Source organism: Candidatus Methylomirabilota bacterium (genome assembly GCA_036002485.1).
Lineage (GTDB): Bacteria > Methylomirabilota > Methylomirabilia > Rokubacteriales > CSP1-6 > AR37.
The window spans coordinates 24,498-38,875 of record DASYTI010000051.1 but is presented as its reverse complement, the minus strand read 5'-3'; the positions used below and the strand labels follow the sequence as shown (position 1 = coordinate 38,875).

Sequence of the window (14,378 nt, the reverse complement as noted above, 5' to 3'; positions counted from 1 at the left end):
CTCGTGCCCACCGCGACCCGCGGACAGGACCTGCTCTCGCCCGAGTTCCTCCTGCAGCTCGAGCGGCTCGCCCTCCTGTCCCGGCGGGCCTTCCGGGGTCGCACCCGCGGCGAGCGCAAGAGCCCCCGCAAGGGGATGAGCGTCGAGTTTTCCGATTACCGGCCCTACGGGGTGGGCGACGACCTGCGCTACGTCGACTGGAATATCTACGGCCGGCTCGACCGTCTCTATCTCAAGCTCTTCGTGGACGAGGAGGACCTGCGCTTGCACCTCCTCCTCGACGGCTCCGCGTCGATGAGCTTCGGCGATCCCGGCAAGCTCCGCTACGCGGCGCGGCTGGCCGCGGCCCTGGGCTTCGTCGGCCTGGCCAGCCACGAGCGGGTGGGCGTGGCCGTCATCCGTGACCGCATGGCCGAGGGCTGGAGCCCGGCGCGCGGGCGCGGGCAATTGCTCTCGCTGCTGGAGTTCGCCGCGCGCCTGCGCGGGGAGGGCCCCACGGGGCTGTCCGAGGCGCTGGTGGCCTACGCGCTCCGCTCGCGCGAGGCAGGCCTGGCCGTGCTGATCTCCGACCTCCTCGACCCTGCGGGATACGAGCGCGGCCTCAAGGCGCTGCTGGAGCGCCGCTTCGATGTCCACGTGATTCACCTGCTCTCGCCCGAGGAGATGAATCCTGTCCTGGCCGGGGACCTCCGGCTCACGGACGCCGAGACGGGCGAGATGCAGGACTTCACCATGGACGGTGAGGCCATGCGCGGATACCGCGAGCGCCTGAGCGAGTTTCTGGAGAGCGCCGAGAGCTTCTGCCGCGCCAACGAGATCAGCTATCACCGCGTGGCCACCGACACCCCCGTAGAGGAGCTCGTGCTCCGCGAGCTCAAGGGACTCCTGCTCGCATGAGCCTGCTCCAACCTCTCGCGTTGCTCCTGGCCGCCCTGTCGGTCCCCCTGCTTCTCCTCTACTTCCTGAAGGTGCGGCGCCGGCAGGCCACGGTGCCGAGCCTCATGCTCTGGAAGCCCTCGCTCCGCGACCGGGAGGCCTCGACCTTCTTCCAGCGTCTCCAGCGCGACCCGCTGCTCATCTTGCAGTTGCTGGCCCTGCTCGCCTTGGCCTTGGCCCTGGCCCGTCCGGCAGCAACCGTCATGGGCTACGGGGCCAAGCGCATCGTCGTCGTCCTCGACACCTCGGCCTCCATGAAGGCCACCGACGTCAACCCCTCGCGCTTCGGCCGCGCCCAGCGCGAGGCGCTGGACCTCGTCGGCCGGCTCGGCGCGGGCGCCGAGGTCATGGTCATCGAGGGCGCCGTGCAGCCGCGGGTGCTCGCTCCCTTCAGCCGAGACCGCCAGCTGACCCTGGCGGCCATCCGCGGCGCCCAGCCGCGTGACCTGCCGAATCGACTCGGAGAGGCCGTGCGAACCGCCCGCGCCCTCGTCGGGCAGGACCCCCGCGCGGAGATCCACGTCTTCACGGACGGCGCGCACCCGGCGGCCCTGCGCGGCCAGGCCGACGACGTGCGTGTGCGCTGGGTGGGCGTGGGCCAGCGCGGCCGCAACGTCGCCATCACCAACCTGGCCGTGCGGCGCAACTACATCGGCGCCTACGACTCGCAGGCGTTCCTGTCCGTCGTCAACTTCTCGGATCAGCCCGAGACGTTCAGCTTCACCCTGACCCTCAACACCGACATCGTGGCCCAGAAGACGCTGACCCTGGAGCCGCAGGTGCGGCGGGCGGTGGTGATGCCCTTCTCGCACGAGGGCGGCGGCGTGGTGCGCGCGCGCCTCAACGTCTCCGACGACCTCGCATCCGACGACGTCGCCTACGCCGTCATCCCGCCCGTCCGCGCCATCAATGTCCTGCTCGTCAGCCCCGGTAACCTCTTCCTCGAGAAGGAGCTGTCGACCGACCCTCAAGTTAAGCTCGAGGTGCGCAAGCCGGACGCCTACCAGGGCGGCATGGAGACCTTCGACGTGGTGGTGCTCGACGGGGTCAGCCCGCCCAAGCTCGGCCCCGGCCGATTCATCCTCGTCAACACGGCGCCGCCCGACGTGCCCATCGAGGTGCTGGGCCGCATCGAGACGCCGGTGGTCATGGACTGGGACCGGAAGCATCCGATCATGCGGCAGGTCGACTTCGCCAAGATCGCCATCCAGGACGCCATGCGCGTGCGGCCAATGGCGGCGGGAAAGATCCTCGTCGAGGCCGTCGGAGGTCCCCTCGTCTACCTCCTGGAGGAGCCGAACCGGAAGGCCGTCTTCTTCGGCTTCGACCTCTTCCAGTCCGACCTGCCCCTTCGCGTGGCCTTCCCGCTCATGATGTCCAAGTCGCTCCGCTGGCTGCACCCGGCGGGCCTGGACCAGTCGAGCCTGTCGCTTCAGACCGGTCAGCCCATTCTGCTCCCCGTCGAGCACGGCGTGAACACGGCCACGGTGACGACGCCGGGGGGCCGGAGCGTTCGCGCCCAGGTGACCCGCGGGGCCATCAGCTATACGGAGACGGACGAGGTCGGCGTCTACACGGTGTCCACGCCGCGCGGGGAGACCAAGGTCGCCGTCAATCTCTTCAGTCCCGACGAGTCGGAGCTGGCGCCCAAGCCGCTTCCCGCCTTCGTGGAGGGCGCGCGCGCGGACACGGCGCCGGTGCCGGTGCAGCGCGAGCTCTGGCAGTTCCTGGCCCTCCTTGCCCTCGTCCTCCTGACCATCGAGGGCGTGCTCTACTGGCGGCGACAGACGGCGGGGCGGTACGGGCTGCCCTTCAACGACGGCGACCGCTGGGCCCTCGGACTGCGGTGCGTGCTCCTCGTCCTGCTCGCGGCGGCCTTGCTCAAGCCCGTCCTTCCGCGCGGCGTCGACCGTCTCAACGTCATCTATCTCCTGGACGTCTCCGACAGCGTGAGCCTGGCCGCGCGCGAGAGCGCATTCCGCTTCGCCGCCCAGTCGGCCGGCGCCGCGCGGCCCGGCGACCAGTCGGGGGTCATCGTCTTCGGTGAGGAGGCGGTGGTCGATCAGGCGCTCAAGCCGGGCAACAAGATCGATCGCCCCCAGGCCACGGTGGGCGGACGAGGGACCAATCTCGCGCAGGCGCTCCAGCTGGCCCTGGCCACGGCGCCCCCCGGCCACGCCAACCGATTCGTGCTGCTCTCCGACGGGCGGCAGAACGTGGGCAATGCGCTCGCCGTCGCGCAGGCGGCCAAGGATGCCGGGGCCGACATCTGGTATGTCCCGGCGCCCCTGACCTTCAAGCAGGAGGTCGTGGTCGAGTCCATGCTCCTGCCTCAGGAGGTGAAGTTCGGCGAGCCCTTCAAGGCCAAGGTGGTCGCGTGGAGCCAGGCCGAGACCCAGGGACGGCTCTCCCTCTTCCGGAACGGTGAGTTCCTCGGGTCCCAGGTCGTCAAGCTCAACGCGGGCAAGAACGTCTTCTCCTATCGACAGTCGCTCGAGCAGAGCGGCATCCACGTCTTCCAGGCCGCCATCGACGTGGAGGGCGACGTCATCGAAGAAAACAATCGGGCCATTGGCACGGTGGTGGTGCGGGGCCGCCCCCAGGTGCTACTCGTGGAGAAGGACCGCAGCCAGGCCCAGGCGCTCACGGCCGCCCTGCGCGCCCAGCACGTGGACGTGGATCTCGTGGAGGCGGAGCGTGTCCCCAAGGAGGCCCAAGGTCTCCAGAAGTACGACGGCGTCATCCTGTCCAATGTGTCGTCGCTCAAGATGACCAAGAAGCAGATGGAGAACATCCGCGACTACGTCCGCGAGCAGGGGGGCGGGCTCATCATGGTGGGCGGCGAGGAGAGCTTCGGCCTGGGCGGCTATTACCGGACGCCCATCGAGGAAGCTCTGCCCGTCACCATGGAGGTCAAGCAGAAGATCGAAATCCCGAGCCTGGCCGTGGTGCTGTCCATCGACCGGTCGGGCTCCATGGCCATGACTACCGACGACAAGGCGACCAAGCTCGACATCGCGAAAGAAGCCTCCCACCTGGTCGTTGACCTGCTCGACGAGCGCAACGAGGTCGGGGTCATGAGCTGGGACACGGAGTTCGTCTGGGACTCGGCCATGCGGCCCGCGCGTGACAAGCAGGCCATCCATCACGCCATCGCCACCATCAAGGCCGGCGGGGGCACCGACGGCTACCCCGCCCTCAAGGAGGCCTACCAGGTTCTGTTCGACCGGCCCGCCCTTCTCAAGCACGTCATCTTCCTGTCCGACGGCCAGATGACCCGCGGTGACTTCGCCGGCCTGATCCGGCGCATGGCCAAGGACAAGATCACGGTGTCCACCGTGGCCATCGGCAAGGACGCCGACATCCAGCTCATGGTCGACATCGCCAAGTGGGGGCGCGGGCGCTTCTACTACACGGACGAGGGCGCGACCGTCCCGCGCATCTTCACCCTCGAGACGCAGCTCGCCTCCAAGGCCTCGCTGGTGGAGCAGCCGTTCAAGCCCGCCGTCGCCCAGCCGGGTCACGAGGCCATCCAGGACATCGACTGGAAGGAGGCGCCGCCGCTCGGTGGCTATGTCGCCACCACCCTCAAGGGCAATGGCGAGATGGTCCTGATGACGCATCAGGAAGACCCGCTGCTCGCCACCTGGCGCTACGGGCTCGGCCGGGCCGCCGCGTTCACCTCGGATGCCAAGGGCAAGTGGGCGGTGCTGTGGCTGCGGTGGGGCGGCTTCAACAAGTTCTGGGCCCAGATCACCCGGTGGACGCTTCGGACGGGCTCGAGAAGCGATACGGTGGCGAGCGTCTCGCGGGTGGACGAGGCGGGCGAGGTCGTGGTCGACGCCATCGATGCGAAGGGCGAGTTCGTCAACTTCCTCGATTCACAGGTCGGCGTGGTCGCTCCGGACAAGTACCGCTCCGTGGTCGAGCTCGAGCAGATCGCGCCAGGCCGCTATCGGGGTCGCTTCCCGGCGGCCCAGGAGGGGGTCTACCTGGTCGGCATGTCGCAGCGGCGGGGCGACCAGATGGTGGGCTCGCAGCTGGCGGGCCTGGTGGTACCCTATGCGCAGGAGTTCCGGGACTTGGGCGTGGACGAGGCATTCCTGCGGGAGATCTCGGAAGTGACGGGCGGCGGTGCCGTCGCCCAGCCGCGCGATGTCTTTTTGCAGAATCGGCGCAAGTCTCGGCTGTGGATCGACCTCTGGCCGTGGCTGGTCGGACTGTCGGCCGTCCTGCTGATCCCCGAGATCGCGCTGCGGCGCATCGGCCCCGGCGCTCTCGGTCGCATGGGGGCGTGGCTCCGCGCCCTGCGCCTCACCCAGGGAGGGCCCGGACGTGACACGAATCGGTAGCCGCGTATCCGATAGCAGCATCTCGAAACGCCGCGCAATCATCACCCGCATTGCCTGGCTCGCCGTCTGCACCGCCTGGCTCCTTGTCTGGGGGGCGATGCCCGCGTCGGCACAGACGCCGGCCGCCGCCGCCACCAAGGTCCGCAGCGTGCTCATCCTGCCCTTCGCCACTCCGGACCTTCCGCGCGAAGAGCAGTGGATGGGCGAGGCGGCCGCCCAGTCGATCATGAGCAGCTTCCGCCAGATCCCCGGCATCATCCTGATCGAGCGGTCACGGCTCCAGTCCTTGACGCAGCCCGATGCCTGGGACGAGCAGGCGACTGTGGCCGCCGCCCGAGTGCTCCGGGCCGATGTCGCCTTCTTTGGCGAGATACGCCGCGCGGCGGCGGGGGACGCGACGATCCAGGCCCGCTGGGTCGAGGTTCGCGGCGAGCGGGTGGAGCGGGGAACCCTCGATCCGATCGCCGTGCCGGACGGTGCGCTGCTCGAGAAGCTGCGCCAGCTGCCCGTGGCCTATGCGCGGTCGCTCAAGATCCCGCTCTCCGATGCCGAGGCCGCGCGCATGCAGAAGTGGGCCGCCCCCACGGGCTCCCTCAAGGCCTGGGAGTCCTACGTGCGCGGTCGCGCCGCGGCCGTTCGCGGCACGCAGGAGGCCAATGAGGCGGCGGTGGAGCACCTCTCTCGCGCCATCGAAGCCGACGCGCAGTTCGTCCTCGCCCAGTACGCGCTCGGCTCCGTCCATCAGGCCCTCGGCAATCGGTGGAAGGCGGCGGCACAGTTCCGCGCCTCGACGCAGCTCGACTCGACCTTCCCCGAGCCCTACAAGTCCCTGGGGGACCTCTTTCTCACGGCGCCGCGCCGCCTCTTCGACCAGGCCGAGGAAGCCTATGCGAAGGCCATAGACCTCCGGCCCTTCTATGCCGAGGCCCACGTGGGGCTCGGTGATGCCAAGGCCGCCAAGGGCGACGTCAACGGCGCCATCAGCGCCTACCAGAAGGCGCTCGTCCACAATCCGCTCTCCGCCCAGGTGCACGCGAGCCTCGGCAAGATCTACTACGCGGAGAAGGGTCTCTACTACGAGTCGGTGCAAGCCTACAAGAAAGCCGTCGACCTCGACCCGCTCAATACCGAGGCCAGAATGGGGCTGGCCGAGGTGTACGAGGACAAGGGTCTCTATCCCGAGGCCATCGCCGAGTACAAGAAGGTGGTGGAGTTGGATCCCAAGAACACGGGTGCGCTCTACAACCTGGCCCTGGTCTTCGAGCGTACGGATCCGCGCGAGGCCATCACGCTCTGGGAACGTTACATCCAGCTGGCGGGGCCGCTGCCCACCGAGAAGGATTGGGTGGATGTGGCCAAGCTCCACCTGCGCAAGCTGAAGAACCAGTTCGAGAAAGAAAAGTAGCAGGCTGCTGAAAAGGGCCCATCTGCGGGAGTGCGGCGCCCTCGGCCGCAGGGTCAACGTACGTGGCAGTTCGAGCTGAGAGGCGCAGCCACGAGGCGAGGGCTGAATGAGAGCTACGCCTCATCTGCGGATTGACTCAGCCCTCGTCTCGCGTCGGCCGATGGCCGCCGCTCAACTCGAAGTGCGGGGCGCCGCCTCGCATCTGGACCCTTTTGAGCAGCCTGCAAGATGCCGAGCAGGGACTTGAGGGTGCGCGCCTCCGTGTCCGCCCTCACGTTCACGTCGTCGAACGCCACGCCCTGAGACGAAAGAAACTCTCTTCCGCCTTGCCCGGACCTCATCGAATCTTGACTTGTGCCGCCCGCTTCCCTATCGTGGGCTTGAGCATGACTGATCTTCGGAAAGACCCCACCCGGGGCCAATGGGTGCTGGTGCGGCCCGCGGGCGCGGCGATCCCTGCGAACGACGAGTGCCCCTTCTGTCCCGGCCACGAGTCCCGCACACCGCCGGAGATCGTCGCCTATCGCAAGGACGGCTCCTCGCCCGATGGACCGGGCTGGAGCGTGCGGGTCGTCCCCGAGATCGACCCATACTTCAGCGTCGAGCGTAACGTCGGGCGCGAGGGCGTGGGTCTCTACGACAGGGTCCCGCCGCGCGGGGCGACCGAGCTCATCATCGAAAGCCCGGAGCACGATCTGACGCCGGCGGCCATGGACGAGGCGCAGTGGGAGCAGGTCCTGTGGATGTACCGCGACCGGCTGCGCGATCTGAAGAAGGATCCCGCCATTCGCGACATCCTGATCTCGCGACGCTACCGCAAGCCCGGCTCGCGCATCAGCCACCCTTACTCTCGCGTCATCGCCGTGCCCGTCATCTTCGACGACGTGCGGCGCCAGCTCATCCACTGTCGCGAGTACTTCGAATACAAGCGCCGCTGCGTCTTCTGCGACATCATCCGGCAGGAGGTGGCCGACGAGGAGCGACTGATCCGGCTGACGCCTCACTTCGTCCTCATGGTCCCCTATGCGGCGCGCTCACCGTACGAGGCCTGGGTTCTCCCGCGCCACCACGCCTGCGCGTACGACCGGGACCTGACGCCCGATACGGCGGCCGACCTCGCCCGCCTGCTCCGCGGTTATTTCGGCATGCTGGCGGGCACCCAGGGCGACCCCTCCTTCGAGATGGTGCTGTACACGGCGCCCAACGAGGCGGCCAAGCTTCTTCCCAATGAGTGGTCCAGCCTCGCAGAGGACTACCACTGGCATCTCGAGATCACCCCGACCCCGGAGCGACTGACCCGGATCGGCGGGATCCATGTCAACGAGATCGCCCCGGAAGAGGCAGCCAGGCGCCTTCGCGAAGCCTGGACCTGACCCTCTCCAGGGCCTCTAATCGACCTGAATAATCAACGTTTAGGGCTTGACAGGGGCCAAGACAGGTGGCAGACTCCGACTATAAAGGTCGGAGATGAGTTTGGTCGGATATAGACTCGAGATGACCGAGAGGGTAGAGCCAGAATGCTGAGGTTCACGAAGCGAGCAGACTATGGGCTGATGGCCATGCACTACATCGCCGCCCACGGCGATGAGGGAGCCGTGAACACCAAGCGCATCGCCGAAGAGTTCCACATTCCCGCGGAGCTCCTCGCCAAGATCCTGCAGCGGCTGGCCAAGAGCCGGCTCATCACGGCCCATAACGGCCCGAAGGGCGGCTATGAGCTCACGCGCCGCCCCGACGCGATCACCGTGGGGCAGGTGGTGCGGGCCCTCGAGGGTCCGATCAAGATCGTGAGCTGCATGACCGACGGAGACGATTGTCCGCAGTATTCGCGCTGCAATCTGCGTCGGCCGGTTCAGAAAATCCAGACCAGCATCAGCCGACTGCTCGACACCATGACGCTCGCCGAGCTTGCCGCGGACCCCGTGGGGCCGGTAGCAGTGCCAGTAGGAGTGCCAGTCGGAGTGCCAGTGGACGAGCTGGTCTCCACGAGGTAGGAGAGAGACGATGCCGCTCAAGCTTCCCATCTTCATGGACAGCCAGTCCACGACCCCGATGGATCCGCGGGTGCTCGAGGCCATGCTGCCCTACTTCACGGAGAAGTTCGGCCACCCGGCCAGCCGTAACCATCCCTTCGGGTGGGAGGCGGAAGCCGGGGTGGACAAGGCGCGAGAGCAGATCGCCACCCTCATCGGCGCGCGCGATCCGAAGGAAGTCGTCTTCACCTCCGGGGGGACGGAGTCCATCAACCTCGCCCTCAAGGGCGTGGCGGAGATGTATCGCGAGAAGGGCAATCACATCCTCACCACGACCATCGAGCAGCGGGCCAGCCTCGACGTCTGCAAGCGCCTGGAGCGCCAGGGCTTCGAGGTGACGTATCTGCCCGTGGGACGGGAAGGCCTGGTGGACGTGGAGGCCCTCAAGGCGGCCATCACCGAGAAGACCATCCTGATCTCCGTGATGTTCGCGAACAACGAGATCGGGACCATCCAGCCCATCGCCGAGATCGGCAAGCTGGCCAAGGAGCGCGGCATCATCTTCCACACCGACGCGACCCAGGCCGCGGGCAAGGTGCCTGTGAACGTGGAAGCAATGGGCATCGACCTCCTCTCGGCCACCGCCCACCTGATGTACGGGCCGAAGGGCGTGGGCTGCCTCTACGTGCGCCGCAAGGGTCCCCGGGTGCGGGTGGCGGCCATGATGGACGGGGGCGGGCACGAGCGCGGCATGCGCTCCGGTACGGTGCCGGTACCCCTGGCCGTCGGGTTCGGCCAGGCCGCGGAGATCTGCCGCGAGGTCATGGACGAGGAAGGCAAGCGGCTGGGGGCGTTGCGCGACCGGCTGCAGGATCTCATCCTCTCGAAAGTGGACGAGGCCTATGTCAACGGCCACCCGACCCAGCGGCTGCCTCACAACCTGAACATCTCCTTCGCCTATGTCGAAGGCGAGTCGGTGCTCATGGGGCTCAACAAGGAGTCCGCGCTGTCATCGGGCTCGGCGTGCACGTCGTCGACCCTCGAGCCCTCTTATGTCATCGCGGCCCTCGGCGTCGACTCCGAGCTGGCCCACTCCTCGATCCGGTTCGGGCTTCACCGCTTCTCGACCGAGGAAGAGGTGGACTTCGTGGGCCGGCGCTCGGTAGAGGTCGTGCAGCGCCTCCGCGAGATGTCCCCGCTCTACGAGCTCGCCAAGGAAGGCGTGGATCTCAAGACCATCCAGTGGAAGGGTGAATAGCGGCGCCGTCCAGGTGCCAGAAGGCATGGTGCGACATGGCCTATAGCGACAAGGTAGTGGACCATTACAACAACCCGCGCAATGTCGGGTCCTTTACGAAGGACACGCCGGGCGTGGGCACGGGGCTGGTGGGGGCGCCGGAGTGCGGCGACGTCATGAAGCTCCAGATCAGGGTCAACCTCGAGACGGGAGTCATCGAGGACGCGAAGTTCAAGACCTTCGGCTGCGGCTCCGCCATCGCCTCGTCGAGCCTGGCCACGGAGTGGCTCAAGGGACGCACGGTGGACGATGCCGCCAAGATCAAGAACACCGATATCGTCAACGAGCTCAAGCTGCCCCCGGTGAAGATCCACTGCTCCGTGCTCGCGGAGGACGCCATCAAGGCGGCGCTCCACGACTACAAGGAGAAGTGGAGCAAGGCGGAAGCCGAGGGCCCGGGCGCGGCATCGAAAGAGTAAGGAGGACAGGGACTGATGGCGCTGGCACTGACGGAGAAGGCGAGCAATCAGGTCAAGAAGCTCCTGGAGGACCAGAACCTCCACGGGGTCTTCCTGCGCCTGGGGGTCAAGGGCGGGGGCTGCTCGGGGCTGTCGTATTCGCTGGAATTCGACTCCGAGCTCGGCCCCCACGACAAGAAGTTCGACGTCGACGGCGTCCAGATGGTCTGCGACGCGAAGAGCTACCTCTATCTGAACGGCGTCACCCTCGACTACGTCACGGAAGGGCTGCAGGGGGGGTTCACCTTCATCAACCCCCAGGCCAAATCGAGCTGTGGCTGTGGAACCTCGTTTTCGGCATAAGGCCGGGACCGTGGCATAGCCGGGGCACGGACCGAGCGGAGCGAACCAGAACGGGCCCCGGCGGGCCCGTTCGTATTTTATGGAGACGTCGTGACGTGACCGATTACTTCGAGGTGTTCGGACTGCCGCGCAAGCTCTCGCTGGATCTCCAAGAGCTCCAGCGGCGCTTCTATGACCTCTCGCGGCGCCACCACCCGGACTTTCATCAGACGGCGGGCGCCGAGGCGCAGGCCACCGCGCTCGAGGCCTCGGCCCTGGTCAACCGCGCCTACCGGACACTCCGCGATCCGATCTCCCGCGTGGAGTACCTGATCGCCCTCGAAGAAGGACGGGAGATCCGCGAGGAGACCTCGGCCAAGCCCAGGCCGCCCACGGACCTCCTCGAGGAGATGCTCGAGGTGCAGGAGGCGCTCGAGGAAGCCAAGTCCGCAAGGCTGACGGCAGAGACGTCCGCCCGCCTGAGGGCGGAACGGGAGCGCCTCGAGGCTCGCCGGCGGGCGGAGGAGACGGCGGTGATCGACGGGGCGGCGGAGTGGGACGACGCCGTGGAGCGCCTGGCTGAGCGCGCGCCCCTCCTCGATCGGTTCAAGCAGCGCCTGGCCGCGCGGGCCTACCTGCGCACGGTGATCGACGACTTGAGCCAGGCCTTGGGAGAGGACGTAGAGACGCATGTCGCGCATCGTCGGCATTGACCTCGGCACCACCAATAGCCTGGTCGCCTACGTGGACGCGGCCGGGGTCCCGCGGGTCATCCCGGACGCGGAGGGGCGCCGGCTTCTGCCCTCCGTGGTCGCCTACACGCCGGCCGGGATCGTGATCGGCGAGGCCGCGCGGCGGCAGCTCGCCCGCAATCCCGGGCGGACCATCTACTCGATCAAGCGCTTCATGGGCCGTGGCGGGGACGATGTCCGGGACGAGATGCGCCACGTGCCCTTCCAGATCGTGGCGAGCGACGAGATGGTGCGCATCCGCGTGGGCGACCGCGAGGTGACGCCGCCCGAAGTCTCGGCCCAGATCCTCCGCACGCTGAAGCAGCAGGCCGAGGCGCATTTCGGCGAGCCGGTGGACCGGGCGGTGATCACCGTGCCCGCGTACTTCAACGATGCCCAGCGCCAGGCGACCAAGGACGCCTCGCGCATCGCGGGGCTGGAGGCGCTTCGCATCGTCAATGAGCCCACCGCGGCCTCGCTCGCCTATGGCCTGCAAAAGCTCGCCCAGGGCTTGATCGCGGTCTACGATCTGGGCGGCGGCACCTTCGACATCTCCATCCTGCGCGTCAAGGACGGGGTGTTCGAGGTCCTGGCCACCAATGGCAATACGCATCTCGGCGGCGATGACTTCGACCGCGCCGTGGTCGACTGGCTGCTCGCGGACATCAAGGCGGCCCACGGCGAGGACCTCTCGAGCGATCCCGAGGCCGTGCAGGAGCTCCGTCTGGGGGCGGAGGCGGCCAAGTGCCGCCTGTCCGCCGACGAGCGGACCACCCTCACCATCCCGTTCGAGCGCTTCACGTACCGGCGCGAGATCACGCGCGGGGAGCTCGAGCGCTTGATCGCGCCGCTCGTGGACCAGACGCTCGGTCCGTGCCGCCTGGCCCTCAAGGACGCGGGGCTCACGCCCGACCAGGTGAGCGAGATCGTGCTCGTGGGCGGCTCGACGCGGGTACCGCTGGTGCGCCGCCGCGTGGAAGAGCTCTTCGGCAAGACACCGCACAGCCAGCTCAATCCCGACGAGGTGGTGGCCCTGGGCGCTGCCATCCAGGCACAGATCCTGGCGGGCGGCATCACGGACATGCTCCTCCTCGACGTCACGCCCCTCTCCCTGGGCATCGAGACGCTGGGCGGCATCGTGAGCGTGCTGATCTCGCGCAACACCACGATCCCCACCATGGCCAAGGAGTACTTCACGACCTCGGTGGATGGACAGACGGCCGTCGACATGCACGTGCTGCAGGGGGAGCGGGAGCTCGCCAAGGACAACCGCTCCCTGGCGCGCTTCGACCTCTCCGGCATCGATCCCATGCCCGCGGGCATGCCCAAGATCGAGGTCACCTTCCTCATCGACGCGAACGGCATGCTGCAGGTTCAAGCCCGGGAGCAGCGCACGGGCAAGGCGGCCGCCATCGAGGTCAAGCCGACCTACGGGCTCAGCGAGGCCGAGGTCGCCCAGATGGTGGAAGACTCCTTTACCCACGCGGAGGCTGACGTCAATGCGCGGCTGCTCATCGAGACGAGGACGGAAGCCGAGACGGTCATGAACCATGTGCGGCGGGCCCTCGCCCAGGGCGGCCACCTCGTGGGCGCCGAGGAGCGGCGGCGGATCAGCGAGGCCATCGACGTGCTTCGCGCCGTGGAGGCGGGCACGGACCGCGACGCGATCCGGGAGCGCACCACCGCACTGAACCGGGCCACCGAGCCCCTGGCGCAGATCATGCTGGAGGCGGCCCTCAAGGAGGCCGTGACGTCCCGGCGGGCCGACCAGATCTTGAAGGGGCCGTGATGGCAACCCACAAGGTCACCTTCCTGCCCCTCAACGTGACGGTGGAGGTCGACGAGAGCAAGTATCCGCTGGCCGACCACGGGAAGCCGGGCTCGCTCCTGGATATCGCGCTCGCCAACAACATCAAGCTCGAGCACAACTGCGGGGGCAGCTGCGCCTGCACGACCTGTCACGTCGTGGTGCGGGAAGGCGAGGAGAACCTCTCGACGATGGAGCTGGACGAGGAGGACCGTCTCGACACCGCCGAGGGGCTGACCCTGCACTCCCGCCTCGGCTGCCAGGCCGTGGTGCGCGGCGACGTCGTGGTCGAGATTCCCAAATGATGGAGATTCGGAGATGGCCATGACCTGGAAGGATGCCGAGGACATCGCGCTCGCCCTCATGGACGAGCACCCCGACGTGGACCCGCTCACCGTGCGCTTCACCGACCTGCACAAGTGGGTGGTGGCCCTTGCGGGATTCCGCGATGACCCCAAGGCCTCCAACGAGGGCGTCCTCGAGAAGATTCAGATGAAGTGGCACGAAGAGTACCAGGACAGATGATGCCCACGTCGGCCTCTCGCCGCCGCGCGAGCTACCAGGTGACCACGTGATCGCTCGCGAAGATCAGATCCAGGAGCGCATCGTGATCGAGGTCGGCGCCCAGACGCTTGACGGCCACCCCCGCGGGCAGGGCGGGAGCGGCGCCGTCGAGGAGCACCACGGTGACCTCCGCGCCGGGCTCCTGAAGCTGCCGCGCCACGAGGGCGGGGGCCAGGGGCAGGGAGTCCCGCTTGATGAGATGAAGGAAGCGGGGCATCAGAAGACAAGAAAGCGCTCGGCCTTGGGCACGAGCGCGGCGATGCCTTCGGTCGTGATGGGCGCCACGGGGTGTCCGTGGGCGTTCCAGGACGGATCAGCGGGCGCCGCCCCCGCTTCCACGAGGAAGGGGATGCCGAGCTTTTTCAGCGAGGCGCGGAACTTGGCGATGTCATCGCCGTCCACGAGGTCATCCGTGTCTTCGTCGAGCAGATGGACGGCGGGGCCCGTGAGCACGATGTCCACCGGGGTCTCGCCCGCCACCAGGCCGAGGGCGATGCGCATGGCCTCGTTCGCGCGGTGGGAGACGCGCGGATCCTCCGAGATCAGGACGAGAACGGGGTGGCGGGCCGCCAC

General features: G+C 67.8%; 14 protein-coding genes. 12 read left to right on the top strand and 2 right to left on the bottom strand.

Annotated features, from left to right (window positions below):
- Positions 1–3 precede the first annotated feature (3 nt).
- The 12 genes from VGT00_05730 to iscX all read left to right on the top strand — a co-directional run bounded on the left by VGT00_05730 (position 4) and on the right by iscX (position 13,766).
- Positions 4–897 (top strand): DUF58 domain-containing protein, encoded by an 894-nt coding sequence (locus VGT00_05730; protein HEV8530895.1) that lies wholly within the window; start codon positions 4–6, stop codon positions 895–897.
- Positions 894–5,288 (top strand): VWA domain-containing protein, encoded by a 4,395-nt coding sequence (locus VGT00_05725; protein HEV8530894.1) that lies wholly within the window; start codon positions 894–896, stop codon positions 5,286–5,288. Before VGT00_05730 ends, VGT00_05725 begins: the two co-directional genes overlap by 4 nt.
- A complete protein-coding gene (locus VGT00_05720) occupies positions 5,272–6,693 on the top strand; it encodes a tetratricopeptide repeat protein (protein ID HEV8530893.1) in 1,422 nt (473 codons plus the stop codon). The genes VGT00_05725 and VGT00_05720 overlap by 17 nt, the downstream gene beginning before the upstream one ends.
- A 386-nt stretch (positions 6,694–7,079) precedes the next feature.
- The gene (locus VGT00_05715; protein HEV8530892.1) at positions 7,080–8,066 is read left to right on the top strand and encodes a hypothetical protein; all 987 of its coding nucleotides are present in this window, start codon (positions 7,080–7,082) and stop codon (positions 8,064–8,066) included.
- A gap of 144 nt (positions 8,067–8,210) precedes the next feature.
- Complete coding sequence (locus tag VGT00_05710) at positions 8,211–8,687, top strand: Rrf2 family transcriptional regulator (GenBank protein ID HEV8530891.1); 477 nt, start codon at positions 8,211–8,213, stop codon at positions 8,685–8,687.
- 10 nt (positions 8,688–8,697) lie between these two features.
- A complete protein-coding gene (locus VGT00_05705) occupies positions 8,698–9,924 on the top strand; it encodes an IscS subfamily cysteine desulfurase (protein HEV8530890.1) in 1,227 nt (408 codons plus the stop codon).
- A 35-nt stretch (positions 9,925–9,959) separates the two neighbouring features.
- A complete protein-coding gene (gene iscU, locus VGT00_05700) occupies positions 9,960–10,382 on the top strand; it encodes a Fe-S cluster assembly scaffold IscU (protein HEV8530889.1) in 423 nt (140 codons plus the stop codon).
- Between the two features lie 15 nt (positions 10,383–10,397).
- Positions 10,398–10,724 (top strand): iron-sulfur cluster assembly accessory protein, encoded by a 327-nt coding sequence (locus VGT00_05695; protein HEV8530888.1) that lies wholly within the window; start codon positions 10,398–10,400, stop codon positions 10,722–10,724.
- A 95-nt stretch (positions 10,725–10,819) separates the two neighbouring features.
- Positions 10,820–11,416 carry a Fe-S protein assembly co-chaperone HscB gene (gene hscB, locus VGT00_05690; GenBank protein HEV8530887.1) on the top strand — a complete coding sequence of 199 codons (597 nt, stop codon included), beginning with the start codon at positions 10,820–10,822 and terminating at the stop codon, positions 11,414–11,416.
- Entirely contained in the window at positions 11,394–13,223 is a 1,830-nt protein-coding gene (gene hscA, locus VGT00_05685) for a Fe-S protein assembly chaperone HscA (protein ID HEV8530886.1), read from the top strand. The genes hscB and hscA overlap by 23 nt, the downstream gene beginning before the upstream one ends.
- Positions 13,223–13,546: a 2Fe-2S iron-sulfur cluster-binding protein gene (locus VGT00_05680; GenBank protein HEV8530885.1), complete on the top strand. Its 324-nt coding sequence runs from the start codon at positions 13,223–13,225 to the stop codon at positions 13,544–13,546. The genes hscA and VGT00_05680 overlap by 1 nt, the downstream gene beginning before the upstream one ends.
- 19 nt (positions 13,547–13,565) lie before the next feature.
- Positions 13,566–13,766 (top strand): Fe-S cluster assembly protein IscX, encoded by a 201-nt coding sequence (gene iscX / locus VGT00_05675; GenBank protein HEV8530884.1) that lies wholly within the window; start codon positions 13,566–13,568, stop codon positions 13,764–13,766.
- Between the two features lie 31 nt (positions 13,767–13,797).
- On the opposite strand, the gene VGT00_05670 is transcribed toward iscX, so the two are convergent.
- Both VGT00_05670 and VGT00_05665 read right to left on the bottom strand, forming a co-directional pair.
- Positions 13,798–14,022 carry a hypothetical protein gene (locus VGT00_05670; protein ID HEV8530883.1) on the bottom strand — a complete coding sequence of 75 codons (225 nt, stop codon included), beginning with the start codon at positions 14,020–14,022 and terminating at the stop codon, positions 13,798–13,800.
- The gene (locus VGT00_05665) at positions 14,022–14,378 is read right to left on the bottom strand and encodes a hypothetical protein (protein ID HEV8530882.1); all 357 of its coding nucleotides are present in this window, start codon (positions 14,376–14,378) and stop codon (positions 14,022–14,024) included. Before VGT00_05665 ends, VGT00_05670 begins: the two co-directional genes overlap by 1 nt.

What these genes read in the sequence shown, in the direction of transcription:
- VGT00_05670 (HEV8530883.1), bottom strand. Translation starts at nt 14,022, where the DNA reads ATGCCCCGCTTCCTTCATCTCATCAAGCGGGACTCCCTGCCCCTGGCC.
- VGT00_05680 (HEV8530885.1), top strand. Translation starts at nt 13,223, where the DNA reads ATGGCAACCCACAAGGTCACCTTCCTGCCCCTCAACGTGACGGTGGAG.
- iscU (HEV8530889.1), top strand. Translation starts at nt 9,960, where the DNA reads ATGGCCTATAGCGACAAGGTAGTGGACCATTACAACAACCCGCGCAAT.
- hscA (HEV8530886.1), top strand. Translation starts at nt 11,394, where the DNA reads ATGTCGCGCATCGTCGGCATTGACCTCGGCACCACCAATAGCCTGGTC.
- iscX (HEV8530884.1), top strand. Translation starts at nt 13,566, where the DNA reads ATGACCTGGAAGGATGCCGAGGACATCGCGCTCGCCCTCATGGACGAG.
- VGT00_05715 (HEV8530892.1), top strand. Translation starts at nt 7,080, where the DNA reads ATGACTGATCTTCGGAAAGACCCCACCCGGGGCCAATGGGTGCTGGTG.
- VGT00_05725 (HEV8530894.1), top strand. Translation starts at nt 894, where the DNA reads ATGAGCCTGCTCCAACCTCTCGCGTTGCTCCTGGCCGCCCTGTCGGTC.
- VGT00_05695 (HEV8530888.1), top strand. Translation starts at nt 10,398, where the DNA reads ATGGCGCTGGCACTGACGGAGAAGGCGAGCAATCAGGTCAAGAAGCTC.
- VGT00_05710 (HEV8530891.1), top strand. Translation starts at nt 8,211, where the DNA reads ATGCTGAGGTTCACGAAGCGAGCAGACTATGGGCTGATGGCCATGCAC.
- VGT00_05705 (HEV8530890.1), top strand. Translation starts at nt 8,698, where the DNA reads ATGCCGCTCAAGCTTCCCATCTTCATGGACAGCCAGTCCACGACCCCG.